23 protein-coding genes and 1 tRNA gene are annotated in these 26,218 nt (G+C 36.9%); 16 read left to right on the top strand and 8 right to left on the bottom strand.

The features are described 5' to 3' along the window. Positions 1 to 47 precede the first annotated feature (47 nt). The 4 genes from C1634_RS08110 to C1634_RS08125 form a co-directional block, all read right to left on the bottom strand. The gene (locus tag C1634_RS08110; RefSeq protein WP_109738198.1) at positions 48 to 443 is read right to left on the bottom strand and encodes a VOC family protein; all 396 of its coding nucleotides are present in this window, start codon (positions 441 to 443) and stop codon (positions 48 to 50) included. Between the two features lie 145 nt (positions 444 to 588). Beyond that, the gene (locus C1634_RS08115; protein ID WP_109738199.1) at positions 589 to 1,407 is read right to left on the bottom strand and encodes a DUF4249 domain-containing protein; all 819 of its coding nucleotides are present in this window, start codon (positions 1,405 to 1,407) and stop codon (positions 589 to 591) included. 3 nt (positions 1,408 to 1,410) lie between these two features. Continuing rightward, complete coding sequence (locus C1634_RS08120; protein WP_109738200.1) at positions 1,411 to 3,741, bottom strand: TonB-dependent receptor; 2,331 nt, start codon at positions 3,739 to 3,741, stop codon at positions 1,411 to 1,413. Between the two features lie 626 nt (positions 3,742 to 4,367). Further along, entirely contained in the window at positions 4,368 to 5,351 is a 984-nt protein-coding gene (locus tag C1634_RS08125) for a helix-turn-helix transcriptional regulator (protein ID WP_109738201.1), read from the bottom strand. A 205-nt stretch (positions 5,352 to 5,556) separates the two neighbouring features. Here C1634_RS08125 and C1634_RS08130 point away from each other — a divergent pair, with 205 nt between their 5' ends. From C1634_RS08130 to C1634_RS08170, 9 genes are all read left to right on the top strand, one after another. Next, the gene (locus tag C1634_RS08130; RefSeq protein WP_109738202.1) at positions 5,557 to 6,276 is read left to right on the top strand and encodes a DUF6796 family protein; all 720 of its coding nucleotides are present in this window, start codon (positions 5,557 to 5,559) and stop codon (positions 6,274 to 6,276) included. Positions 6,277 to 6,437: 161 nt separating this feature from the next. Further along, complete coding sequence (locus tag C1634_RS08135; protein ID WP_103235442.1) at positions 6,438 to 7,040, top strand: TlpA family protein disulfide reductase; 603 nt, start codon at positions 6,438 to 6,440, stop codon at positions 7,038 to 7,040. A 37-nt stretch (positions 7,041 to 7,077) separates the two neighbouring features. Continuing rightward, on the top strand, positions 7,078 to 7,566 hold the full coding sequence (locus C1634_RS08140) for an SMI1/KNR4 family protein (RefSeq protein WP_103235443.1): 489 nt from the start codon (positions 7,078 to 7,080) through the stop codon (positions 7,564 to 7,566). Positions 7,567 to 7,588: 22 nt separating this feature from the next. After that, entirely contained in the window at positions 7,589 to 8,308 is a 720-nt protein-coding gene (locus C1634_RS08145) for an SMI1/KNR4 family protein (protein ID WP_103235444.1), read from the top strand. A 270-nt stretch (positions 8,309 to 8,578) separates the two neighbouring features. After that, positions 8,579 to 9,139: a Crp/Fnr family transcriptional regulator gene (locus C1634_RS08150; RefSeq protein ID WP_103234237.1), complete on the top strand. Its 561-nt coding sequence runs from the start codon at positions 8,579 to 8,581 to the stop codon at positions 9,137 to 9,139. Between the two features lie 99 nt (positions 9,140 to 9,238). Then, on the top strand, positions 9,239 to 9,628 hold the full coding sequence (locus C1634_RS08155; protein ID WP_109738203.1) for a RidA family protein: 390 nt from the start codon (positions 9,239 to 9,241) through the stop codon (positions 9,626 to 9,628). 411 nt (positions 9,629 to 10,039) lie between these two features. Further along, positions 10,040 to 10,852 carry a hypothetical protein gene (locus tag C1634_RS08160; protein WP_103234235.1) on the top strand — a complete coding sequence of 271 codons (813 nt, stop codon included), beginning with the start codon at positions 10,040 to 10,042 and terminating at the stop codon, positions 10,850 to 10,852. 185 nt (positions 10,853 to 11,037) lie between these two features. Next, entirely contained in the window at positions 11,038 to 11,826 is a 789-nt protein-coding gene (locus tag C1634_RS08165; RefSeq protein WP_103234234.1) for an SDR family oxidoreductase, read from the top strand. Between the two features lie 177 nt (positions 11,827 to 12,003). Continuing rightward, complete coding sequence (locus C1634_RS08170; RefSeq protein ID WP_109738204.1) at positions 12,004 to 15,489, top strand: glycosyltransferase family 117 protein; 3,486 nt, start codon at positions 12,004 to 12,006, stop codon at positions 15,487 to 15,489. A gap of 85 nt (positions 15,490 to 15,574) precedes the next feature. Here the strand turns inward: C1634_RS08170 and ric are convergent, their stop codons facing one another. The 3 genes from ric to C1634_RS08185 form a co-directional block, all read right to left on the bottom strand. Then, the gene (gene ric, locus C1634_RS08175) at positions 15,575 to 16,300 is read right to left on the bottom strand and encodes an iron-sulfur cluster repair di-iron protein (protein ID WP_103234232.1); all 726 of its coding nucleotides are present in this window, start codon (positions 16,298 to 16,300) and stop codon (positions 15,575 to 15,577) included. Between the two features lie 23 nt (positions 16,301 to 16,323). Continuing rightward, positions 16,324 to 16,746, bottom strand: a complete 423-nt coding sequence (locus C1634_RS08180) for a c-type cytochrome (RefSeq protein WP_103234231.1) — start codon at positions 16,744 to 16,746, stop codon at positions 16,324 to 16,326. 85 nt (positions 16,747 to 16,831) lie between these two features. Further along, positions 16,832 to 17,263: an RrF2 family transcriptional regulator gene (locus tag C1634_RS08185; RefSeq protein ID WP_109738205.1), complete on the bottom strand. Its 432-nt coding sequence runs from the start codon at positions 17,261 to 17,263 to the stop codon at positions 16,832 to 16,834. A gap of 412 nt (positions 17,264 to 17,675) precedes the next feature. Between C1634_RS08185 and C1634_RS08190 the strand changes: the two genes are divergently transcribed. Then, positions 17,676 to 17,748, top strand: a tRNA-Lys gene (locus tag C1634_RS08190). A gap of 208 nt (positions 17,749 to 17,956) precedes the next feature. Here the strand turns inward: C1634_RS08190 and C1634_RS08195 are convergent. Continuing rightward, on the bottom strand, positions 17,957 to 18,928 hold the full coding sequence (locus tag C1634_RS08195; RefSeq protein WP_103234739.1) for a LacI family DNA-binding transcriptional regulator: 972 nt from the start codon (positions 18,926 to 18,928) through the stop codon (positions 17,957 to 17,959). Between the two features lie 242 nt (positions 18,929 to 19,170). Between C1634_RS08195 and C1634_RS08200 the strand changes: the two genes are divergently transcribed. The 6 genes from C1634_RS08200 (at position 19,171) to C1634_RS08225 (ending at position 26,213) form a co-directional block, all read left to right on the top strand. Then, the gene (locus tag C1634_RS08200; protein ID WP_103234740.1) at positions 19,171 to 21,588 is read left to right on the top strand and encodes a TonB-dependent receptor domain-containing protein; all 2,418 of its coding nucleotides are present in this window, start codon (positions 19,171 to 19,173) and stop codon (positions 21,586 to 21,588) included. A gap of 65 nt (positions 21,589 to 21,653) precedes the next feature. After that, complete coding sequence (locus C1634_RS08205; protein ID WP_103234741.1) at positions 21,654 to 22,775, top strand: glycoside hydrolase 100 family protein; 1,122 nt, start codon at positions 21,654 to 21,656, stop codon at positions 22,773 to 22,775. Between the two features lie 59 nt (positions 22,776 to 22,834). Continuing rightward, positions 22,835 to 23,473 carry a uridine kinase family protein gene (locus C1634_RS08210; RefSeq protein WP_109738206.1) on the top strand — a complete coding sequence of 213 codons (639 nt, stop codon included), beginning with the start codon at positions 22,835 to 22,837 and terminating at the stop codon, positions 23,471 to 23,473. A gap of 3 nt (positions 23,474 to 23,476) precedes the next feature. Next, positions 23,477 to 24,880, top strand: coding sequence for an MFS transporter (locus tag C1634_RS08215; RefSeq protein WP_109738207.1), 1,404 nt, complete (start codon positions 23,477 to 23,479; stop codon positions 24,878 to 24,880). A gap of 82 nt (positions 24,881 to 24,962) precedes the next feature. Beyond that, a complete protein-coding gene (locus tag C1634_RS08220) occupies positions 24,963 to 25,223 on the top strand; it encodes a SemiSWEET family transporter (protein WP_103235555.1) in 261 nt (86 codons plus the stop codon). Positions 25,224 to 25,397: 174 nt separating this feature from the next. Beyond that, on the top strand, positions 25,398 to 26,213 hold the full coding sequence (locus tag C1634_RS08225; protein WP_103235554.1) for a helix-turn-helix domain-containing protein: 816 nt from the start codon (positions 25,398 to 25,400) through the stop codon (positions 26,211 to 26,213). The last annotated feature ends 5 nt before the right edge of the window (positions 26,214 to 26,218 follow it).

The following is a 26,218-nucleotide window of genomic DNA, read 5'->3' on the forward strand; positions in this document are numbered from 1 at the left end:
TCGCTGATTATGAACAGCGAGTTTTGTTTTTTTATTAATAGAATGACTTAGCTGAATTTCTTCACAGCCTCCACACTTACAGGAGTAAAGAAGTTAATCATATTTCCATCCGGATCACAGAACAGAAGTGATCTGTTTCCCCAAGGCATGGTTGTAGGTTCCTGGATAATTTCCGAAGTTATGCCTTTGATTCTTTCGTACTCTTCGTCCACATTGTTAACCAAAAATTCGATAATGATTGATTTTGTTCCGGTAAAATCGGTCATCCCTTCCGAAAACATTTGCATTGTCCGCGTACTTCCAATTGCGATTGTAATAGAATCGGTGGAAAGCTCTGCAAAATCTTCAGTATACCATCGGGCAGCTGCTCCAATAGCTTTTTCGTAAAATTCTACTGATGCTTTGATGTCTTTTGTAATAATTCTTAATGACGTTAATTTCATGTTGTTTAAATTTAAAACAAAAGTAGGGTAGAGTGGTGACAACAGGATGTCAGTAGAAATTAATGAATTTTATTTTTTTATTGAATGTCAAGAATATGGTATGGAAAATAAAAAATCCCGATTCAAATCGGGATTTTATCTTATTCTATGGAGTGGTTAACTGTTGAATGACAAAAGTCTCCGTATCCGTTGTATGGGCTGAGAAATATCCCAAAGCTCCATTGTTGATATTACTGGGTGGGTTGGCTGGTGTGGCACTTCCGCCATTACCTCCGGAAATCTGAAGCAAAGCACTGTAATAAGTAAATATATTGTTATCTATGCTTTGCATTTCTACATGTATTTTATCTCCTACTACCACTTCATGATCTCTGCCTTTATTGTCATCATTCGGAAGAATAAGAGGCTGCTGGTTAGGCAATCCGTTATTGACATTGTCCGAAAAAGTATTCATGTATTTTTTAGGAAGCTCATTGATTGTAAAACTAAAAAGATAGCGGTTTCCCAATGGCATAGGATCGGTAAAGATCGGTAAAAGGGTATAAGTAGGTTTATCACCAAATTTGAAAGAACTCTGTTCTAACCCTTCAAAATTAACAACTTCCGGCATCTTGCTCTGAGCGGTATATTGCTTTCCATCAGCCTGTACCTTCAGGGTATAGGTTCTGCCTGGCGCTCCCACGAAAGTAGAAGTTTGGTACATTCCATTTCCTGCATACTGAAGAGTTTCAGTCTGTCCCATATCATCACTCAAAATAACCTGAGCTCCGGTTACGGCTGGGTATTGGTTAGGTTCTGAAAAACCAACTGATTTTGTAATTTTTACGGTATAAGGTCCCGGTTTATTGGTCACATTTCCTTCGATGACAATGTTTCCGCTCTGATCGTTTAGATCCAGATCAATTTCTTTTTCACAAGACGTTAAAGTGAAGAGAGCGAATATAATATAAAATGTATTTTTCATGATTTAGAATTTGAAATTATAAGTGATGTTAGGTACCCAGCGGAATAAAGAAGTCTGCATGGCGCGTGTTGTTCCAGGTCTGTCGGGATTGTCTTCAAAATTAATAGTATAGGCGTTCTCACGGCCATACAGGTTATAAATACCGAACGTCCATGAACCACGGAATCGTTTATTAGAGCTTGGTTCATAAGTAGCACTTACGTCCATTCTGTGATAAGAAGGCATTCTGTCTGCATTTCTGCTGCTGTACTGGAATATAGTTTGTCCGTTCAGCTCATATTTCCCGGTAGGAAAGGTAACCGCATTTCCTGTACTGTAAACAAAAAGTCCGGAAAGAGACCATTTTGGATTAAGCTGGTAGGTGGCAACAATGGAAAGATCGTGGGTTTTATCCATTCTTGCATTGTACCATTCATTATTATTAATTCCGTCGATCTTTCTTTCTGTTTTAGAAAGGGTATAGGAGATCCACCCCGTAAGTTTTCCGCTTTTCTTTTTGGCGATAAGTTCCAGACCATACGCTCTTCCTTTTCCAAATAACAGCTCACTTTCTACATCAGATCCTGTATCAAAACCAATCTGAGCTCCGTTTTTGAAGTCGATTTGGTTTTGCATAGACTTATAATATACTTCAGCGTTTAATTCATAATTATTATTGTTGAAGTTTCTGCTGTAGCCCATACTAATCTGGTCTGAAATTTCAGGTTTTACCGTATAGCTGCTTCCTATCCACTGGTCAGTAGGGTTTCCACTGTTGCTATTGCTTAAAAGGTGAAGATTCTGGGTATTACGGGAATAACCTCCTTTCACACTGCTGACCTCATTGATGCGGTAGTTGGCACTAATTCGCGGTTCAAGATTCGTATAGGTCTTCCCGAATTTTCCTTTCTCTAAGAATTTACTGTCGGTAATCACACCATTTTCATAGGTATTGAAGGTGTCGCCTCCAAGGACACTGAACATAGAAAGTCTTAGTCCGTAATTGATCGTTAGCTTTTCCGTTGCTTTATAATCATCATTGATGTAAACCGCATTTTCCCATGAGTATCTTGGATTTCTGGCAAAGCTGCTCACCGTAGTACCGGAAGCGCTGCTTGGGGTAAGTGTATGGTAAATCGACTGAAGACCGAAACGCACTGAATGTTTGTTTCCTGCAAACCATGTGAAATCCTGCTTAAGGTTCCAGTCCTGTATTTTTGAATTTAAATCAAATACAGTATCATCATTTTTCAGACTGATTTTATAATCATAATTACTATAGATGAAAGACGTATTGGAGAATAGCTTACTGCTGATAATACTGTTCCATCTCAAAGTTGCTGTCGTATTTCCCCAGTCTGTATTGAAAGTGTCTCCCAGACCCAGTACATCTCTTCCAAAATATCCGGATAGATAGATACGGTTATTTTCATTGATCTGATAGTTGGCTTTCAGGTTAAGATCATAGAAGTATAGCTTGTTGTCTTTATAATCCTTGTTGGTTTTCAGGAATAAATCAGCATAGGTTCTTCTTCCTGAAACAATGAATGAAGATTTCTCCTTTTGAATAGGTCCTTCTACACTCAGCCTGCTGCTGATAAGACCAATTCCACCATTCACGTTATAATCTTTATTATTTCCGTCTTTCATTTTGACATCCAGTACAGAAGCAAGACGGCCTCCATATTGGGCAGGGCTGTTTCCTTTAATAATGCTGGCATCTTTCAGGGCATCACTGTTGAATGTACTGAAAAATCCAAGAAGGTGAGAGGCATTGTAAACCGGAGCTTCATCCAGTAATATCAGGTTCTGATCTGTGGCTCCCCCTCGTACACTGAATCCGCTGCTGCCTTCCCCGTTACTTTTGATACCAGGTAAAAGCTGTATGGTTTTCATAACGTCTTTTTCCCCGAAAAGAACAGGCAGTTTCTCTATACTTTTAATGCTTAACGTTTCCGTTCCCATTTGGGCAGATGTTAAGTTTTTATCCTTTTTAATGCCACTTATAACGACTTCATCAATTGCTTTTGAGACTTCTTCCTGTTGAATAAGAGGAAGATCAATTTTTATATTTTTGTCAACGGTTATCTGCTGTTCAAAATCTTTGTATCCGGGATTCGAAATAATGATGGTATACTTGCCTTCAGGTAATGAAAGGGAGTAAAAACCATATTCGTTGGCTACAACATTAATCGTGGGATCTTCACTTACTTTTACAGATACTCCGATGAGCAGCTCCCCGTTTTTTTTGTCTTTCACGGTTCCACTTACAGAATAAGCTTGCTGGGCCATTGCCAGGGTACTGAAGCAGAGCGCAGCAGTAGCTGCGGTAATTTTAAAAAAGGATGTTTGCATTAGTTTATTTTAAAGTAGTAGATCTCTTGTATATGAATTAATGTTTTGATGATACATGATTAGTTGGATGAATAGGAGATTAGTTACACCTAAAGCTTTAATTATGAAATAAATCCATCCCAAAAAAGCTTTTTACAGCATTGCCTCGATATTTATAAAATAAGAATAAGTGAGAATTGTTATACGAAAAATAATATTATGTATTGGATATTATTTTATTCGTACGTTTTCTTTATTATTGAAATTAAATAAATTGTTTTTGATTTTTTGGTGTATTTTATTTTAAAATAGTAATCTTGGGTCAGAAAATAGAGCTGTGGAATGGAATAAGGATTGAATGATAATAAGAGTGAAAAATAAAGGCCGTAGAGATTTTGTAATTTTTCATGGTGATTGTTTATATAACATAATGGCGCAAGAAAATTTGAACTACGGAACAAAATAATGAAAGCCACAGATCAAAAATTGGATCGTTGTTAGCCATTACTGTTCGCAGATATCTTTTAGTTTTCTTCTTCTTCTAATTTTTTATCTAAACTCTGAAATAACTAAAATATTGCACAGTGTATCATAAAGTTGATTCACCTTTTTACAATCAGAATATTTTTTAATCATAAAAAACTCAATTATCTGTACCCAACCTTGCTGGGTAATATATTAAACTTTCTTTTAAATGCTGCGGAGAAATGTCTTGGATTTTTATAGCCAATCACATCCGAAATCTCATTAATATTCATATCACTTTCGAGAAGCATTTTTTTCGCTAGTTCCATTTTAGTATCATTCCAGAATCCGAAAACAGTAGTTCCAAACAGTTCTTTAAATCCTTTTTTTAAAGTAAATTCATTGGTTCCCACCAGATGGGCAAGTTCATTAAGAGAAGCGGTAGCCTGCAGATTATGCGCAATATAATCTCTTACAGCATATATCTTTTCTTCATCTTTTTTGGACAGGCTGGAAGCAGAAGGTGTTTTGTGAAAAAGCTGTTCCAACTGAAGCAAAAGCAGTTCACTTATTTTAGCCTCAAGATACATTCTTTTAAAAATCCCTTTTCTGTCACAATGCATAAGATCATTCAGAATCTGGTACATTTCCAAGGTGATATAGTTATGATTTGGCTGAATGAGGGATGAGTTTTGTTTATCAATCGAGTTTCTGAACAGATCAAAGAGTCCAAAGTGTTCGGGAAGAAATTTTTTAAAGAATTCCGGGGCCAGGTTGATTTCTAAAAGATGCATTTCCGGACCGTCGAACTCCATCTTACCCTCCATATGATGGGCATAAATAATATTGTGCTGGTAGCTGTCAAATTCTACCGTTTTCTCGAAGTTTCCCGAAATGGCCTTACTTTTTCCCTTAAGGGCAAAGTGCATTTCTACGGTATCCGCATCGCTTTCAAGATACAGTTGAAGCCGATTGGGCAATGAAATATTTCCAAAGCTGATATGAACATTCGCAAAACATATTTCGTGATAAAAACCATTCCCATAAGGAGGGCTGAGTTGTGTAATATATTCCTGAATATCACCATCATCTGAGAAATAAATGTCAGGATAATCTTTCTCCATAAGCATTTCCCCAAGGGTTTCATTGTATAGCCGTACTGTCATTTTGTTTCCTTTTGTTAGAATTTCCGTATGACGGACTTTTTATTCCGTTTTGCGTACCTACACTGTTGAATGGATAAGGTACTTTTGCACAAAGATAATAGTTATTTAGAATTATTCTTAATAATAGATTTATTATTCCACACACGAAAAAGTAGAATAAAATGGATGTGTTGAAAGCCTATTAAAAATTAATTATTTAAAAAATATGAAATATTCAAGTAAAGTAAAATGGTCTTTTGCAGCAGCAATAGCTGTATCAATATGCTGGCTGGTGGGTGACATTTTTGTAGCCGGATTTGATCCCAACCCGGCAGATTACGCATTGTTTTCAAAAACGTATGCAGAACAGGTAAACGTTGAATTTGCTACTTTAATGTTGGAAGGATCTACTTCAAGATTGATGTTTGGTGCTTTGATCGGTGCCCTTACAGGTCCTTTACTCCTTCCTGCAACCTGGCTGGTGTATCAGTTTTTTAGAGATACCCAGAAATGGTATGCTGTTTTTGTCTATTGGGTTTTAATGGCCGGAGCGGTTTTATCTCCTTTAGGCCACGCCGGATTCTTCTATGTTGGGGAAATCTATAAAGCAGTTTACCACACAGATCCTGTTTCCCACGCTTATCTTTTAGAGACAGGAAGAGGTTTTATGAAAATGCTGAATATTGCTTGGGGAATGGCCATTGGTGTTCTGGCAATCGGGTGGATTTCATTTGCAGTCTGCATACTTCTAAACAAAACTTTGCTTCCAAAATGGATGGCTTTATTGACGCCATTTGTTTTAACGCTGTTGATCATTCCTGTAAAAGGTCTTTTGCCACTTCCTTATTCAGGATGGGTGGGAGGGGCAATATTCAATATTGCTTATCTGATATTTTTCAGTTCATTGTTATTCATTTTCAGAAAAAAACTGCTGGATAATAGATGATTCTTAAAAGAACTTTACCATGAGAATAACTTACTATTAAAGTGCAGTGAGAAGTCTTTAAGTCTTAGGATTTAAAGGCTTTTTTGCTTTATAAAATTATTCTTTTGAACCTTCGAACGGAATATTAACCTTATATTGGCTTAAGAATTACGCAGAAGAATATGGGAAATCTAAAAACATGGATAAGAAAGAATGGTTCCACCGTTATACTGATGGTTTTATTCATTATCGTATTGGTAAATAAGGATGCAAAGGCATGGCTGATGAGACAGGTTGCTTCCACCGGAATCCTCAATTCCAGCATATCAGAACCCAAAGAAAAGCAGGATACTTCAAAAAGATTTATCTACGCAGGTTTTATGCTGAAAGATGAAGACGGAAAGATTATTGATATCTCTAATTTACACAATAAAGTGGTCTTTATCAATTTTTGGGCGTCATGGTGCCCTCCCTGCAGAGCGGAGTTTCCGTCTGTTCAGAAATTTTATGATCAATACAAAACGAATCCGGATATGGTGTTTCTTACCGTAAATCTGGATGATAATGCGGCTCTTGGAAGATCTTATTTAAAAGAAAAAGGATTTACAGTTCCTTTTCTGGTGCCCGCCGGCAATATTCCTGCTGTGCTTTACAGCGGTTCCTTACCTACAACAGTCGTGATTGATAAAAAAGGAGAGATTCTCCTGCATCATAAAGGATTGGCAGATTACAGCAAAGATTCATTTTATAAACAGATTGATGAACTGTTGAAACAAAAGCCATAATTTTTAAGTTTTATTTTAAAATATAAAATTAAGTTTGATGAGCTCCTTTACCTTATTAACTCTTGAAGAAATTTCTTCCAAAATACTGAAAGAAAAAACTCCCCTGCAGAATTTCCCAAAGACCATTACATTTCCTTTCTCCGAGCGATATAAGGATTGGGTTACCCAAATGAATACAACAGAAATTTCTTCTGAAACCATCCTGTATAACTCAGTAGATGCTGTCAACGAAAATAAAGAATTTGCTCTGCCCAATTATTGGTGTTTTGCTTGTAACGGACAGGGTGACCGATGGTTTTTTAATACAGATGACGAGGTTTTCTTCTATGACCATGATTATGATGAGAAGCTGGAGCCTATGAATATTAATTTTGAAGAATGGCTGCAAATGGCATTCATCGTGGGTCAGCTGGATGTCTATTTTGATGAATATGATACCATCCCGAAATCCATTAAGCAGGAGTTTTTTCAAATTCTGAATAGAATCCATCCAACATTAAGCGACAGGTACCCATTTATATTGTAACCCTATTTATATCACAAAAAATATGATTTTAAAGAACTTAGAACAAAAATATGATTTCCACTATCCTGAAGTCTACAGAAGATTATCAGAATCCGGTATGCTGGATTGGGGAGAATCCAGTGCTGATTGGTATCAGAGGGTCTTTCCAAAACTAAAAGATAATCCACCTTTACTGTTATTCGGGTATGATATTGAGATCTGGAATGATGAACAGTCCATCAGTGCTTCCATTCATGAAATGTCGGAGGAAGATGATTACAGAAACATTCATGCCGGGTACAGGTTTGTTCCGTTTGCCAAAAATGGAGCAGGGGATCTGTACGCTTTTCAGTTTGATCTTGAAAATGGAGGTGATGTTCCGGTAACTTTTATACCTCATGATGATGAGGAAGCTGAAATATTGGCTAAAAATTTTCAGGATTTTATCTTTCGCCAGCTCCTTGAAGCGGTCGTTGAAATAGATGAAGACTCTATGTTTTATGAAGAAAATGAAGCAGATCTGAAACAAAATTTGCTCAACCAGTTAAAAACACACGAATCATATTTAGCACCCAGGCACATTGATATTCTGAATGAAATTTATCAGAGAGGTATTTTTGAATATACCTACAAAGTGCCCGCAGGCAATACATTTGAAGCAGAAGGACTCATTACGTTTGATGAAATGGAAGAAATTCTGAAAAGGGAGATTGCTTTTGACAGACTAAACGCAAAATTCAATTATACAAAAGAGATAAAATAAGTTTTTCTATAAAAAGTCTGTTTAAACGAACCACAAAAGTCACAAAAGTTTTTTTTAAAACACTTTGGAAAGTTTAAAATAATACAGAATAAGTCCACATAAACTCCCAATCTTTTGTGCCTTTTGTGGTTTAATAAAAAAGTTTAAACAGTTTTAAAAATAAAAAGCCTGCAAATGAAAAATTGCAGGCTTTTTTATGGAATGATTTCTGATTACTATAGGAATTTCTGCTTTGAAAAAACAGTAAATTTATACCCTAAGAAATAGAATATGCAGCAGCTAAGGACTCACATCGAAAAAATAATCCCTCTACATGATAGCGAATTTGAATTCATATCATCCTGCTTTACCTATAAAAAATATAAGAAGCATCAGTTTCTGGTACAGGAAGGAGAAGCGGTATCCTACAATTATTTTGTATTGAAAGGTCTATTGAAATTGGTGTATTCTGATGAAACCGGAAAAGAACATATTATCGGATTTGCCATGGAAGATTGGTGGGAAACAGATTTTCCGGCTTACTATCAGCAGACTCTGGCAACGATGTCTCTGGAATGTCTTGAAGATACAGAAGTATTGTGTCTTACGTTAGACGATTATAAAAAGCTCTGTACGCAGCTTCCAAAACTTGAACATTTCTTCCTTGAAAAAGCCTATATGGGATTCATTACAGCTCAGCAGCGTACTATTTCAATGATGACAACAGGTATAAAAGATCGTTATGACCAGCTTTTGAAAAAGTATCCTTCTTTGGTTCAGCGGGTTCCGAAATCTCTTTTGGCAGCATATCTGGGCGTATCCAGAGAAACTTTAAGCCGTCTGTCGCTGTAAAATGTGACTTCACTCACACCATAATCGTGATCCGGATCACAGGGATTTGCTGTATCTATTCTGCAATTTTGCAGAGTAACTTATAACAAATTCAATACAATGGAAAAAAGAATAATTAATCCATGGAAATGGCAGGATGAGAGAAGCTATTCTCAGGCTGTAGAAGTAAAAAATGTTGAAAGTACTTTATATTGCTCAGGACAGGCTGCTATTGACCCTGACGGAACATCAAGTGATAAGGATATGAAATCCCAGCTGGAACAGGCCATTGCCAATCTGGAAGAACTAATCCGCTCAGCAGGATATGAGTGTGAAGGGATTGTCCGATTAAATATCTATACAACTTCTACAGAAGAACTTTGGCCTTATTTCCCCATTCTTCAGGAGTGGATTGCTAAGCATAAAATCCAGCAGGCAGTAACAATGCTGGAAGTAACGGGCTTATTTGAAACCTTAAAAGTTGAGCTCGAAGCGACAGTAGTAAAATAAATGAGACATATAAATTAAAAAAAGACCTTCAAATCAACTTTTGAAGGTCTTTTTTTCTTTTAATTGAATTAGTATAAAGATCTATGAACATTCAATTTTACTAATACTAATGGACTTTGTTCTGGTACGGAAGATATTATTTCTTTTAGAGTATAGCGGTAATTTTAATGATGGTGTGTATTTAATGAAATATAGATTATGGTAACTATATTTTACTAATTTATTGTAATAGTGTGTGTTTTGAGAAAAATAAATAATTATTTTTCATTTAAAATCTTTCACTTCTGTGTGAAATACATTATATTTGGTTAAATGTAAGGTGATGATTTTAATTGAATTGGTATTCATAATGAAGCAATCACCTTCATATCACCAAAAAATTTTAAAATATTAACTAAAAAAGAATTTATTATGAAACGTAAACTCGTCTATTTTTCACTTCTTTTGGCAAGTAATTGTATTTTTTTAAGTGCACAGGTAGGTATTAACACCACTAATCCACAAGGAGTCTTCAATATTGATGGTGCAAAGGATAATCCCACCACTGGAATACCGTCAGTAGCGCAACAAGCCAATGATGTGGCTGTTACCGCTGCAGGAAATATGGGAATAGGGACTACAGTTCCTTCCAATAAGCTCCATATCAATGGTACAGATCCGTTGCGTCTGCAGGGAGTTGGAACAGGAAATAGTACCACAGACCCTCTGTTGGTGATTGATGCTAATGGTGTTGTAAAGAACATTGGTACATTAGGAGCGTTATCTATTCCTAGTCCCGCGGTTTTCCGTCTGGAAACGGGCCAAACTGACTTTTTACAGGCTCAGGGCGCAGGCGGATCACTGGCAGTACCTATGACTATTATAAAAAATTCTATTGTAGGATTGTCCTATAATGCAGGTACAAGTACCATCACTTTTCCTGCGGGAACGTATCAGATTACATTTGTTTATGAAGCATCACATAATGCTGCAGGATGTACAGTCAGTTCTTATTTTGTAGATTTTCCTTTGAATGCTACAACTTCCAGAGTTCACAACACTGCAGCACATTCGCAGGGAGCACTTTCCAATCATGGAGGAACCATTACGTATGCAACTACGGTTCCAGCCAACAAAACCTGGCAGATCAACCTCGGTAGAGGTCAGTCAGGTAACTGTTCAGGGATAGGAATGAGCTTAGCAGCGACGTCTACCCAGATGCTTGTTTTCCGAATTGGGGATTAATCCTATATATATTCCCAAGGCATTAATCAATCAAAAAAGATTCTATTAACACAAATACTAAAGCACTGGTTTATACTGGTGCTTTGTTGTATTGAGAAAGTGGGATATGGATTATTGTAAACAGATTTTTTTAGAAGTAAAGCTTTTCATACATTTATATAGATTAATCAATACTCATTATCAGGATGAATATTCAACTTTTTTCAAAAAATGCTTTAGTAGGTGGGGCTACACAGGGAATCGGAGCCGGAATTGCCCTAGAATTAGCAAAATGTGGTGCCAATGTTACCGTTATGGCCCGTAATGAAACAAAATTGAAAGATTTTGTTTCTTCACTCCCAATAATCAATTCTAATCAGCACCACGAGTATCTGGTGGCTGACTTTTCGGATATTGAAAGCTATAAAAAAATTATTGCAGGATATTTTAATACTCATTCGGTAGATATTCTGGTTAATAATACAAACGGTCCGGAACCTGGTTTGGCTCTTGATAAAAATGCAGATGATTACCAGAAGGCATTTGATCTTCTTTTTAAAACGGTTTGCGAAACAACATTGTTGGCTCTGCCTCATATGATCAAACAGAGAAACGGACGTATCATCAATGTTTCTTCACTATCGGTAAAAGAACCAATCGCCAATCTGGCTCTTTCCAATTCTATCCGTTCTGCAGTAATCGCCTGGGCAAAGACTCTTTCCAGTGAAATTGCACAACATAATATCACTATAAATAATGTGTTAACGGGGTATTTTGATACCGAGCGAATTAAAAAACTCGTTACCCATGAAGCGCAGCAGACCGGTACTCCGGCAGAAGAAATAAAAAAAGCGAGAGAAAATAAAATTCCAATGAAAAGATTCGGACAGCCTGAGGAATATGGTCATCTTGTTGCCTTCCTGGCATCAGAATATGCCGCTTATCTTACCGGAACAAGTATCCCTTTGGATGGAGGGTTGAATAATACGTATTAAAATTTTAGACCACCTGATCTATTTATACAGTATCATTGTAAACTTCTTGAATTGAGTTAAAGCTTTTGCTGTTTTTTGGATTTTATCATCTCAATATTTTTATTTTAAATAATATTTTCAACTTTCATGTAATAAACCCTTTTTTTCAGTTGTCATATACATATTGAAAAATAGTATATGAAAAACTGGTCTTTTAAAAAATGGAACACCGTAGTGGGATGGTTCCTTTTTGCTGTTGCGCTCATCACGTATCTCTCAACCATAGAACATTCCCTGAGTTTTTGGGATTGCGGGGAATATATATCTTCAGCCGTAAAATTGGAGGTAACCCATGCTCCGGGAGCCGCTTTATTTCAGATTGTAGGGGCGGTGGCAAGTATTTTTGCATTGGGGAATTCAGAAAATTATTCTATTGTAATTAATGCAATGTCAGCAGTATTCAGTGCTTTTACCATTCTGTTTCTGTTCTGGACGATTACCCATTTTTTAAGACGGCTTTTAAATAGAGACTTTGAAGACCTTACCAGATCTCAGAAGATTTCGATACTCTTTGCCGGAGTAATCGGAGCTTTATGCTTTACATTTTCAGATACGTTCTGGTTTTCAGCGGTAGAAGGTGAGGTATATGCGATGGCTTCTCTGTTTATTGCACTGTTGGTCTGGCTTATCACCAAATGGGAAAACGAATATAAGGCAGGTGACAGTGAAAGATGGATCATTCTTATTTTCTTTATAATAGGCCTTTCTGTAGGCGTTCATATGATGTGTATGCTGGCAATTCCGGCCATATGTCTGGTGTATTACGCCAGAAACTATACTTTTTCATGGAAGAGTTTTATAATAGCCAATCTGGTTACATTAGGAATTCTTGCATTTGTATTCAAATTTATTTTCCCATTGGTCATGACTTTGTTCGGGAAACTTGAAATTTTCTTTGTGAATGGGCTGGGGCTTCCTTTCCATTCAGGGACGATTGTTGCGTTTGTTCTCATGACCGTAATCAGTTATCTTTTGATTAAATACGCCAGAAAAGCCAAAAGAAAGCTGTACCAGACTATCGTTTTATCTCTTGTATACATGATCATTGGTTTCTCGTGCTGGCTGGTAATTCCTATCAGAGCCAATGCCAATCCTCCAATGAACCTTAATGACCCGGATACCGCAATCGGAATGCGGGATTATTACAACAGGGTACAATATGGGGACTGGCCTACCATTTACGGACAGAACTACACGGCATTTCTTGATAAAAATGGATTGGAAAAAGAGGAAGATGGAAGCTATAAAAGAGATGTCACTGGAGATATCTACGAAAAAGATGAAAAAACCGGAACGTACAGAAAAACCGGGGAAAGATTCAATTATGTGTTTAATAAATCCCACATCAGTTTTATGCCGAGGATGTTCAATGAAGATAAAGAGGTGACTGCCAATTATATTTCTTTGTATGGAGCTCCGGATTTTACCTTCAATTATGACAATGCTGATGTAGCGGACAATCCGGAGGCTAAACGGATTTTTGAGGAGCTTAGAGCGAAATATGAAGGAGATTCTATCACAGCAGAAGATTATCTGAAGGTAAAACCTTACGATCTTATCAAAGTAAAACGCCCTTCCTTCGCTCAAAATATGGATTATTTTATCTCTTTCCAGAACGGATACTATTTTGTAAGATACCTGATGTGGAATTTTGCAGGAAGACAAAATGATCTTGAGGGACATATGGAAAATACCAATGGCAACTGGATCTCAGGATTTTCTTTTATAGATAATGCAATGCTGGGTGATCAGGATCATATGCCCGCCAAATTTAAAAACGAAAGCACCGTAAAGTTTTTTTTCCTTCCATTGATATTAGGTTTGATTGGCTTCTTTTTCCAGCTAAACAGAGATTTCGGAAGGTTTTATGCCGTCCTTTCATTGTTTGTTCTGACAAGCATGGGAATTGTCTTTTATACTGGAGTAAAGCCATTCGAAGTAAGAGAAAGAGACTATGCAATGGTAGGGTCATTCTATGCCTTTGCGATCTGGATCGGTTTGGGAGCCGGAGCTATACTTTGGACAATTCAATCTAAGCTTAAATCCGGTACAGCCCCTATTGTTTTGGGAATTATATTATTAGGAATTCCTTTTATGATGGGCTTCCAGAATTATACTTCACATGACAGAAGCAAAAAAACGGGAGCCCGTGATTATGCGTATTCATTTTTACGTTCGCTGCCTAAAAACGATATTATTTTCATCTATGGTGACAATGATACTTTTCCGGTATGGGCAATCCAGGAAACAGAAAGATTCAGGGATGATGTAAAAACAGTCAACTTTACTCTTTTGGCCACACCATGGAGTATCGATCAGGTAAAAAGAAGAACATACAATGCTATGGGAATCCCGGGAGAGTTGACCCATGAAGAATACAGAGACGGCGTAAATGATCAGGTGTATCTGATGAAAAAAGAAGACTGGGAAGGGTTTTTCCAAATGTTGAAAGAACAGGGAGCCCCCGAGACAGAATTTCAGGAGTTCAGAAAATATCTGACTCAGGATTCTCTTACTTTGAAAGATGCTATCAAATTCCTAAAGCTAAAATCATCCGCAAAGGATGAACTATTGAAAATGTATTTTGGCGAAAAACAGTACGAAAAGTACAATATTCTTCCGGTAAGTAAATTTATCCTTCCTGTAAATAAGGAAAATGCTGTAAAATCAGGGATCATTAATAAAGCTGATCTTCCCAATGCAGTGGATCAGATTATGATCAATTATGAGGCGAATACCCTTTATAAAAGCAATCTGATGATGCTGGATATGCTGGCCAATTTCGACTGGAAACGATCTGTGAATTTCTCATCAGGCGGAATGTATGACAGTGAAAATATTTTTTATCTTGATGAATATCTGCAGTTTGATGGTTTCAGTTACAGGCTGGTTCCTATTCATACTCCCCAAAGTCCGGATGGAGATAAAGGAAGGGTAGACGCCAATTCTCTTTATCAGGTGGTAAAAAACTTCAGATGGGGTAATTTTAAAGACCTTAGTATTCATTATGATGAAACGGCTACTTCAAATATTCTGGGCTACAGGATGTCCGTAAGCAGAGCAGTGTCTGCACTTGTAGTAAGCGGACAGAAAGCTAAGGCCCTGGAGCTGTTGGATCTTGCGGCAAAAGAAATTCCTGTTGAGAAATACAACGACCCACGCTCATTAAGCTCAATGGTAACCGGATATATCGTTGCGGGGCAGGAGCAGAAAGGCCTTCAGTTGGCAGAAACTCTCAAGAAAGGAATATTTGAAGAATACGATTACTATCAGAACCTTTCCCCATCATTTAAGGCTGCATCCAAAAGACCGATGAGGTCCAAACCAATGGAATATGCATTAGTTGTTTCAGCGGTTACGGATGCTTACAAGACTTTGGGGCAGAACGAAAAAGCGTATTCATATGTTTTGAAATCTGTTACACCGATCGACAAAAAATTCAATGCTTTTGTAAATAGATTACAGCAAATGGGTAAAGAAAAAGCCATGAAGGAATCTGAAAATGTCCGACAGATTGCTCCTTTTTATCAATATTTATTCAATGTGATGGAGCCTTTTGACTCTGCCTACTCCAGAAAAAAAGAAATTGAAATAACCAATGCCATGATGAAAGCAACGCAGTAAACGATATGTGAAAAAACAGGCTGTCTCATATAAATAATGTTTAATTATTTGACTTTTGAGACAGCCTGTTTTTTGTTATCTATTTTTAAAGGACAGCAGTAAACTCTTTTTCCAGTCGGATAGCTTTCGGAAACAGAATATTATTTTCGAGATGAATATGTTTATGCAAATCATTTTCAAAATCCTGAAGCATCGCAAAAGCAACCTTATACGTGTTGCAGGCATCTGCTGGAGGAAGATATTCATCAGTGATTTCTGCAATCTTTCTGAAACGGTCACCCTCCACTGTATGTTCGTGCTGCATCATATGAACAGGATTTTCCACTGTTCCAAAAACGGGTTGCTGCAGAGATCCACCGGATATTTTCGTCTTCATCATATTTCTTACAAAAGGAAACAGGATGAGTTCTTCTTTTTTCATGTGAGCTGCCAGATCGTGAGCTGATTCATTAAATAAAGTATTGATTTCAAAGAGTTCCGGATGTCTCTCTCCATGAACTTTGCATAGTTTCTCAAGGAAAGCTTGTAAAACCGGAGTTTTTTCCTCCACATAGCGGTGATGGGTTTTCTCAATATAATCTGCCAGCAGATCTAAAGGCCAGCTGTTGAAGTCTATTGATGCGCCTTCATTTTTGGGTAATGCTTCCAGCTCTTCATAAATCTTTTCAGGCGGAAGTTTCTTATTGCTGCAGGCTTCTTCAATAGTTCTTCCTCCTTTACAGCAGAAATCAATGCCATGTCTTTTAAAAATGGCAGCTGTTCTGAAATCTTCAGCCACCATATTTCCTATAAAGTCTGTTCTTGTGTTCATAATATGATACTTTTTGTTTTTGATTATTTTTTGAGTGACAGGATATATTTTACCATTAGCTTGGCGTCTTCTTTACTTAATCCTGTGTGAGGAGCCATCGGAATGTCTCCCCAATTACCTTTACCTCCATCAACTATTTTTTGTGCCAGCATATCGAGATCTGCGTCTGTATATTTTGCAGCAACTTCCTGGTAAGAAGGTCCAATTAATTTTGAATCCACCTTATGACAGGTAAGACAGTCGGTTTCCTGAATTAATTGTAACCCTTTATCCCCTGTTGGATTCGGTATTACGACAGGAGCCGGAGGAGCTTCTACGGGGGATGGGGCTGTCTGCAGAGCGGTAGGGTCAGGCTGTGGGATTGGAGTGGTTTCTGTTTTGGAACAGGAAAATAAAACGAATGACAGCACCGGAATAATGAGCGTTTTTAGCAATTGTGTTTTCATAATGTGGGGTATTTAAGGTATAATTTCATATTAATCTATTTAATATTAAAAGATCTTTTTATCTTTTATTTAATTAAATTTTTTTTTAAACCTTCAGGTAGGTTAATTTTAAATCCAGATTATCAACAAACATTTGAATTTTAGAGGTTTCTAGCATAATGCGCAGATCCTGTCTGATTTTTTTAAACTGATCATGAAGCGGGCAGGGATGAATTTCTGAGCATTGGTCAAGTCCAAGTCCACACCCTGAGAACAGCTTATCACCATCTATTTCTCTTACGATATCAGCAATAGAGCTATTCAGGTTTTTCTGATCCATATAAAAACCACCGTTCGGGCCTTTGGCAGATTGTACAAATCCTTTTCTGCTGAGATCCTGCAAAATTTTGGCGATGAAATGTTCCGGTGAATGAATGCTTTTTGCAATATCTTTAATCCCGACCCTGCTGCCATTTTTAGACTGCTGGGCAATGTAGATTAAAGCTCTTAAAGCATATTCACAGGTTTTTGAAAACATTTTTCTGATTTTATGTGACAAAGGTACAAAGAGATTTTTAATAAAAGACAAATAACTCTTTTATTTTTTTAAATCTGACGAAGGTCATGAAAAACCGTTTTGTCCTGCGATGTTGTGAGTGGCCGGAAGAATAAGGTATTTATCCAAAAATTTTAATCCTTAAAATACTAGAGTGATGAAGCAATTATAAAGCAGTAGAGCCAGCGAAAATTCCATTTTTAGTCATCTATCCTTTATTTCTGTAATTTTTGTTGAAAAAAATAGGAAGTGTAATTTATTTATAAACAGATGTTTGACTTTTTTAGTGAAAATTTTATCATAAAAAAGCGTGGAAAAATTTGGATTTAAGAAGCGTTTTTCTATCTTTGCAGTCCCTTAAACAAAGGGATTTACTTGAAAAAGTAAAGTGGCCGACTCGGTAGCTCAGCTGGTAGAGCAATACACTTTTAATGTATGGGTCCTGGGTTCGAATCCCAGCCGGGTCACTAAAAAGACATTCTTCTCAGAATGTCTTTTTTTTATTTGTTTTCAGCTTGTTATTTATGAGTGGTATAGGTTCTAATATGAGCCTAGTTTTAGATATTCAAAAACTGTTTTTATTAAATTCTAGTTTTTTGGTGAAAATTAAACACAAAACCTTTCTTTTGTTGCGTAAAGCTAGCTTTTATCCAATAATCAATAATAGAACAAAGACTATAAGTAATAACAATTGCCAAGACCTTTTGGGTAATCAGGATTTACTTTTTTTATTGCATCCATCAATTTTGTAGCGGCAAATGTCCCCATTCTGTACGCATCATTGATTTGATATTCATAAGTTTCATCCAGATATTTCGGAAGAGTTCCTTCGCTTATAGCAACCACTTTTTTATTGGTATTGTTAAGATTTCTTTTGATCAATGAGCTGTGAAGGCCCATCAGCGTTTCATCACTCATCGCAAAGAAACCATCAAATGAATCATCATCTAATAATAGATCTAATTTCTGCTTTACAATATCAGCCGATTTACAAAATATAATCTCCATTCGGATAGAGGGAGACTGTTGGATTTTTTTTTCAAAAGACTTGAGTCTGCTTTGTGTGATTTCAAGATTTTCATCACCAAAAATAGCCAGTATATTTTTGCAGCCATGATCAATTAGTTTTTCTGCACATTGTTCAGTTGTTTTTATATTATCAAAAATTACAGATTCAAAACTACTTTGGGGAATCGTTTTATCAAAAATAATGACTGGAATTTCCATTTCCTTCAATTTCTTTAAATGCTCATCATCTTTTGTTTCCTTTGTAAAAGAAATGAGAATACCATCTACCCTTGAATTGATACAGGTTTCTATATGTTCCTTCTCAGATTCATAAGAGTCATCCGATGATAATATAAAAAAACGGTAACCTTCTTTATTCAGAACCGATGAAATACCATTAATAATGGAGGGTAAAAAAAACATGGAGATCTCCGGAACAATAAGGCCAATTACCTTAGAAGATTTTTTCCTAAAACTGATCGCAAAATCATTGGGAATATAATTAAACATTTCAGACGCTTCCTTCACCTTAAGTTTTACAGAACTGCTGATATCAGGATGATCCTTCAATGCTCTGGACACTGTTGAAGGACTAATATTAAGCATCTTTGCAAGGTCTTTTAAGGTTGTTCTTTTCATTCTGATGGTTCAATGTTAATTATCGGGAGAAAATAAGAATAATTACGCGATATTATTTTGTTAATATTTGTTAAATAAATACAGCTAATTTGTTAATGAAAAGTTAATTTTAAATAAAGTTATCCACTGCAATCGTTTGCGCAAACGTTTGAAATTAATATACTCTTAACACCCCGTTAAAAATCATTTTTTAAGACCCTAAAAAAAATACTTTTGAGACATAACAAAAATCTAAAAATGCTATGGAATCACAAGTAATAAAGAAATTACTGATTTTCGGGACAATGAATATAGCAGCTTTTATGCTCTCTCAGAATACCGTTCATGATACACTATCAGCCAAAGATAAGGTGATAGACGAAGTAGTCATTACGGGTAATTCTAATCCTAAATCTTCTATCAAGACCAGTACTTCAATTTCAACCTTAAAACAGGCAGATATTATCAATGCTTCACCGAGAACAACTGCCGAAATTTTTAGAACGATTCCGGGGATCCGTGCTGAATCTTCAGGAGGTGAAGGGAACTCGAATATTACAGTAAGGGGAGTTCCTGTTTCTGCCGGGGGATCACGATATCTGCTGATCCAGGAAGATGGGCTTCCGGTAATGCAGTTTGGAGATATTGCATTTGGAACACAGGATCAGTTTACCAGATTCGATTCTTTTGTATCTAGGGTTGAGGCACTGAGAGGAGGTTCAGCATCCGTTTTTGCATCCAACTCACCAGCGGGTATTATCAACTTTATTACAAAAACAGGTGAAAAGGCAGGGGGTAGCATTATGCAGCAGGTCGGTCTGAATTATAAAAACTTCAGAACCGATATTGATTATGGAACTCCTTTGGGGAAAGATTTTTATATTGGAATAGGGGGTTTTTACAGAGGAGGAGACGGTCCAAGAAAAACAGGATATACCTCTAATAATGGAGGACAATTTCGATTGTCTTTATTAAAGAAGTTTGAAAAAGGAAGTGTAAGAATTTATGGTAAATATCTTGATGACCGGACGGCTGCCTATATGCCGATGCCTATTGCCGTTTCGGGTTCAGACTCCAATCCGGATTATACTTCTCTGAGCAATTATAATATCTTAACGGGGGCATTACAATCTTCTAACTTCAAAAATGATATTACTTTTGGAGGAAATGGGCAGATTCTGAAAAGCGATATCCGTGATGGAATGCATTCTGTATCCAAAACAGTAGGACTGGAATTTAATTATGATTTTGGTTCTGGTTGGAAGTTAGATGCCAAAGCAAGGTATGCCGCCAATGACGGTCAGTTTTTAGCCCCTTTCCCAGCTTCCGTAGGCAGCAAGTCTGAAATTCTGGAATCTGTTGCTGGATATGGAAGCGCAGTATACGCAGGAACCAATACGCCTGTAGACAGTAATGCAAAATATATGAAAACAGTTTTGTTCAATACCAAACTGAATAATCTCAACAACTTTTTCAGTGATTTGAATATCAGTAAAAAATGGAATAAAGCAAAACTTAATGCCGGGGTTTACAACAGCAGACAAAATATCAACCTATCATGGAACTGGAATACTTACCTGATGGAAGTTTCTGATAACAATGCCAGACTGGTGGATATTGTAAGCAATACAGGAACCAAAATTACAGATCATGGGCTTCTTCATTATGGTGTTCCGGAGTGGGGAGGTGTCAACAGAAATTATGATATCAAATATTCGGTGATCGCACCCCATGCTCAGGTGGAACTCAATCCTATTGAAAATTTAACCCTGGATTTTGGAGCAAGATATGATTTTGGAAATGTATCGGGAAGCTTTTCCGGAACAAAAAATACAACCCGCACCATTGATGTGAATCAAAACGGAATTCTTGAAACCCCTGAACTTTCAGTAGCGGTAGTAGACGGAACTGTTCCCGTGGATTATAAATATGGAATTTTCGGGTATTCATTGGGTGCCAACTATGCCCTTAATGCCCATCATGCAGTCTTTGCCAGAGTAAGCCAGGGAGGAAGTGCTTCTGCCGACAGAATCCTTTTTGCAGGATACAATTATACCAATAATGATGATCCTGCTTTAGATGCTGTAAAGGTGAATAAACTCAATCAGATTGAAGCCGGTTATAAAGTAAGGGGAGCTAATTATTTCCTGAATACGACCTTTTTTCATGCAAGAACCATTGAGGCCAATTATGAAGCAACTACCCAGCTGAGAACAGAAAATAAATACCAGTCGTGGGGAATTGAGTTCGACGGATTCTATAAAATCAATAAAAATTTTGACATCAAGGCAGGCCTTACGTATACCCACGCTGAAATTAAAAATGCAATTGATCCGACTATCATAGGAAATATGCCGAGAAGAACTCCAAAATTCATGTATTCATTCAACCCGAATGTGAATATTGAAAAGCTGAGCTTGGGTTTCTTTGCCATAGGATCTACAAAAGCGTTTACTCAGGATAGCAATAAGCTGATTATGCCGGGTTATGTAATTATAAATCCATACATTTCGTATAGAGTATTGAATAATTTGACACTGAATGTCAATGCCAACAATATATTCAATGCGCTTGCCATTACAGAAGCAGAAGAGGGATCATTACAGGGAACCAATGGAATAGTCAGAGCAAGAACATTGCCGGGAAGAACCTTTGGAGCAAGCGTAAAGTTTGACTTCTAAGCGGGTGATAAAACTTTATTAGAAACATTTATTATCATTATATACAAAAACTTATTCTATCATATATGTTTACACAACAAGCCTTACAGGTTATAGAGCAGTCCATCTCCGGGCAAGGGATTCTTGCCTCTTCTGAAAGAAAAGATAATTATGCAAGAGTCTGGTCCAGAGATTCTATGATGACGGGTATTACAGGGGTTTTAATTAAGAATAAAAACATCGTGGATGGTTTGGAAAAATCAATAAAAACACTTTCAGCGCATCAGGCTGAAAATGGCCAGATTCCTTCAAATGTTGATGGTGAAAAGGCAAGTTACGGAACACTGGTAGGTAGAACAGATGCCACGATTTGGTGGATCATAGGAGCTTGTGAATATATCATGTATTCTGGAGATGAAAATTTGAAAGCAACTTTAAAAGAAAAAATAGATAAAGCTTTTTCTTGTCTAAAAACATGGGAATTCAATCAGAGAGGTTTGCTATACAGCCCGTTGGGAGGGAATTGGGCAGATGAATATATCACTTCGGGATATGTTCTCTATGATAATGTACTCCGTTATTGGGCTTTAGAAAGAGCAGCAGAATTATATGAGGATGAAAGTTTAAAATCTCTCGCTGAAACCACAAAAAAACTGATAGAAAATAATTTCAGGAAAAATAGTTCTCAAACAGCAAAATATCATGAGACTGCATATCAAAAAGCAAATGACAAGCCTTATTTATGGGCATCATTGAATGCCAATGGCTATGATGAAAGATTTGATCTCGCTGGAAATGCTTTAGCGGTTCTTTTAGGTTTTGATTTAGATTTAGATGCTTTCACTCATTTTTTAGAAAAATTGAGTCTGGAGTTTGGGCATTGGATGCTGCCTGTTTTTTATCCCATTGTATTTCCAAATACTACAGACTGGAATTTACTGGAAAACAATTATAGTTATGACTTCAAAAATCAGCCTTATCATTTCCACAACGGTGGATCCTGGCCTATATACCTTGGGTGGCTTTGTTTGGGATTGAAGAAAAGAAATTATCATGAAATATCTCTAAAAATTGTCAATCAATATGAAAAGCTTCTCACAGAGAAAGGGGCCAGTTTCAGAGAATACTATTCTACAGATAAGCTCATCCCTTCAGGGACAAATCACCTGTGTTTTTCGGCTTCAGGCTATCTTTTGATGAAGATATAAAGATAAAAATCAGGACGATTTACAACAAGAATTATTTATTTTTTAAAACGGATTAAAAGATGATTGGAGATGTTATTAATTTGGAGCTGAAACATTTGGATACGGCTGAAAATATTTACAAAATAATAAAGGAAACGTTTGATCATACCCAAAAGTGGGCTATAGGGATTTGCGGCGAAAGCGGCAGTGGAAAGTCAATCACGGCCTTTGCTCTTAAAAATGTCTTGGAGAAAAATGGCATCAAGAGCCTGGTGATACAGATGGATGATTACTTTAGACTTCCTCCGAAAAGCAATCATGAGAACAGACAGAAAAGCCTGGATAATGTAGGTATACATGAAGTTCATTTGGATAGGATTCAGGAAAACATAGAGCAGTTTAAAGAGGGAAAATCCTTTATTTCAAAACCTCTTGTTCATTATGCTGAAAATTCTATTACGGAAGAAATTCTTGAAATAGAAGATATTCAGGTTCTTATTATTGAAGGAACTTATATATTGAATATTGATGACTTTGATTTCAGTATTTTCATTGACCGTGATTATCAAGATACTTACGAAAACCGAATGAAAAGAAACCGGGATGAGCAAAGTGACTTCGTTGAAAAAGTGTTGGATATTGAACACCACATCATCCTTCAGTTCAAACAAAAGGCAAATATGATACTTGATAAGAACTATCAAATTGTAAAGTCATAAATTATGAATAAGAAAATAATACCGAGACTGAGTTTTTGGCAGATATGGAATATGAATGTTGGTTTCTTTGGAATTCAGTATAGCTTTGGATTGCAGCAGACTGCTGTGAATCCGCTGTATTCTTTTTTGGGGGCTCACGCAGATCAGCTTCCAATCCTCAATCTGGCAGGCCCGGTTACGGGATTGCTTATTCAGCCGTTGATAGGAGCAATAAGTGATAAAACATGGAGTGTAAAATGGGGACGCCGGAAGCCTTTCTTCTTGTTGGGAGCTATATTGTGTAGTCTGGCATTGTTTGTTTTTCCATTCAGTTCTTCGATTTGGATGGCGGTAGGGCTTCTATGGATCCTGGATGCAGCCAATAACACGGCTATGGAACCTTACAGGGCTTTTATCGGAGATAAGCTCCCGGAAGAACAGCAGACCTATGGTTTTCAGATGCAGAGTCTGTTTGTAGGGGGTGGAATCACACTGGCTAATCTTTCTCTTTTTATTTTTCAAAAATATTTTGGAGGCAGTTCAGAATCAGGAGGTATACCCACATGGGTTTATTATTCATTTTTCTTAGGTTCTTTCTGTTCCGTTGCTTCTGTAGTGTGGTCTGTGTACAAAACACCGGAAATTCCTCCCACAGACGAAGAACTTATTCAACTAAAAGCTGAGAAAGAAAATGATACAGTATTTACACCATTTATCGATATTTTCAAAGCCATTGTTAATATGCCGAAAATACTCTGGCAGTTGGCACTGGTCTACTTATTTCAGTGGTATGCGCTCTTTTGTTACTGGCAGTTTGCCACACCTATGATCAAGCAGACCCTGTACCATGTTTCCGAAATTGATGAAGAAAGAGCCAATCGGTTTGTTGAGCTGTCGAAAAATGGCTTTTCAGTGCCTCAGAATGATCTGCTCTGGGCCAAAAATATACTTCATCTTGTGGAACAAGCTGTTGGGCAGACAGGTCTGATGAATGGATTTTATAATTTCATTACAATGATATCAGCACTTCTCTTGATTCCATTCGCTCTGAAGTTTTCTGCCAAAAATGTATATGCCTTCTGTCTTTTGGCAACAGGAATATCATTACTGGTATTACCGCTTTGCACCAATGAATATATAATATTATTACCGATGGTCCTTTTTGGAATTGGATGGGCGGCCATGATGGGACTTCCTTATTCTATGGTATCTCCATCTATCCCAGCAAACAAAAGGGGAGTTTATATGGGGGTGATTAATATGATGATCGTTATTCCTATGCTGATACAGACCTTGACTTTCGGAGCTTTTTACAAATATATATTAGGCAGTAATCCTGCTGATGCAATCAGAATTGCAGGGATTTTGTTCCTACTGGCCTCTTTTTCAGTAATTCTTATGAAGGTAAATAGGCCGGCGGCAGATTAGTTTGTGTGATAAATTTGTTGTCCAGCTTTGATTGCTTGGCATAATAATTTCAATTATTGGATGCTACTTAACTAGGATAATTATGAATGAAAAAGTAATGCAAATATTAGGATGGGTAGCTACCGTTACGGCAATGGCTATGTATTTTTCTTATATCCCACAGATATCTCATAATTTAAATGGTGATAAAGGAGACTGGCTCCAGCCTTTGGTTGCTGCCATCAACTGTAGTCTTTGGGTTATCTACGGCTTTATTAAAAAGCCAAAAAGAGATTGGCCGATTGTGGTTGCCAATTCCCCAGGTGTTTTTTTTGGAATATTTGCTTTTATGACTGCCTTATAAAATGGTCTTTTATATCTTCGATTGTTTATCTTCCCGGAATATCTTTTTCCAGGCCGGATAGGTAAAGAAAGTATCCTTGAAATCTGATTCAGGTTTTGCTGGTTGAAAATCTAGTCCTTTATCATCGTTTCAGGCAGTGTATAACGGTATCTTTGTAGGCAAATTGCGCGGAATATGAAATTCATTCACCAGATTGATCCATTGAAATTTATCTTTTTTGAGCTGCCTCATTGCCCTGATCATTATTTTCAAAGTTCTCAGCGGACCCATTTTTTTGAAATGATCTGGATAAAAGATCATACCGGGGATGAAAGTGATAGGAGTGAAGGGAATAATTACATCTATCTCATTCCTCCATATCGTTTTACAAAATTAGATCTGGAAGATAAAAAAGGCTGTATACTCTCTTTTAAAAGAGACTATCTGGAAGAGGATGACAAAGAATATGCATTGGATGTCTTCAATCTTTTCAATATGCATGGGCAGTTTAGTGGTTTTTCAATAGACCGTAATACGGCAGAAACCTTGAGTCATCTGGTCGTATTGATAAAGAAAGAGTATAATGATCCAATGGGAACCTATTTGGTTTTAAAAGCACTTTTGAAAGTTCTCTTATTAAATCTTATCCGCATCAACCAACATTATTTTTTAGATCAGGATGTCAACCAGAAAAGGGTTTATCAGTTCATTATGCTGATGGATGAATATTACAAAACAGAGCGAAAAGCGGACTTTTATTCTTCAAAAATGGGGATCAGTGAAAAACGGATCAATCAGATTCTGAAAGAGAAAATGGACCGAACGCTTACGCAGCTGCTCCACGAAAGGCTTATTGTAGAGGCAGATCGGATGCTGGTTTCCAGTGAATTCACGATAAAAGAAATTGCATACCATCTGAGTTTTGATGATCCTGCATATTTTTCCAGATTTTATAAAAATATGACAGGGCAGACCCCTGAAGATTTTAGAAACCAGACTATTGGGATGTAAGATTA

It is taken from the genome of Chryseobacterium viscerum (genome assembly GCF_002899945.2).
In the GTDB taxonomy this organism is placed as follows: domain Bacteria; phylum Bacteroidota; class Bacteroidia; order Flavobacteriales; family Weeksellaceae; genus Chryseobacterium; species Chryseobacterium viscerum.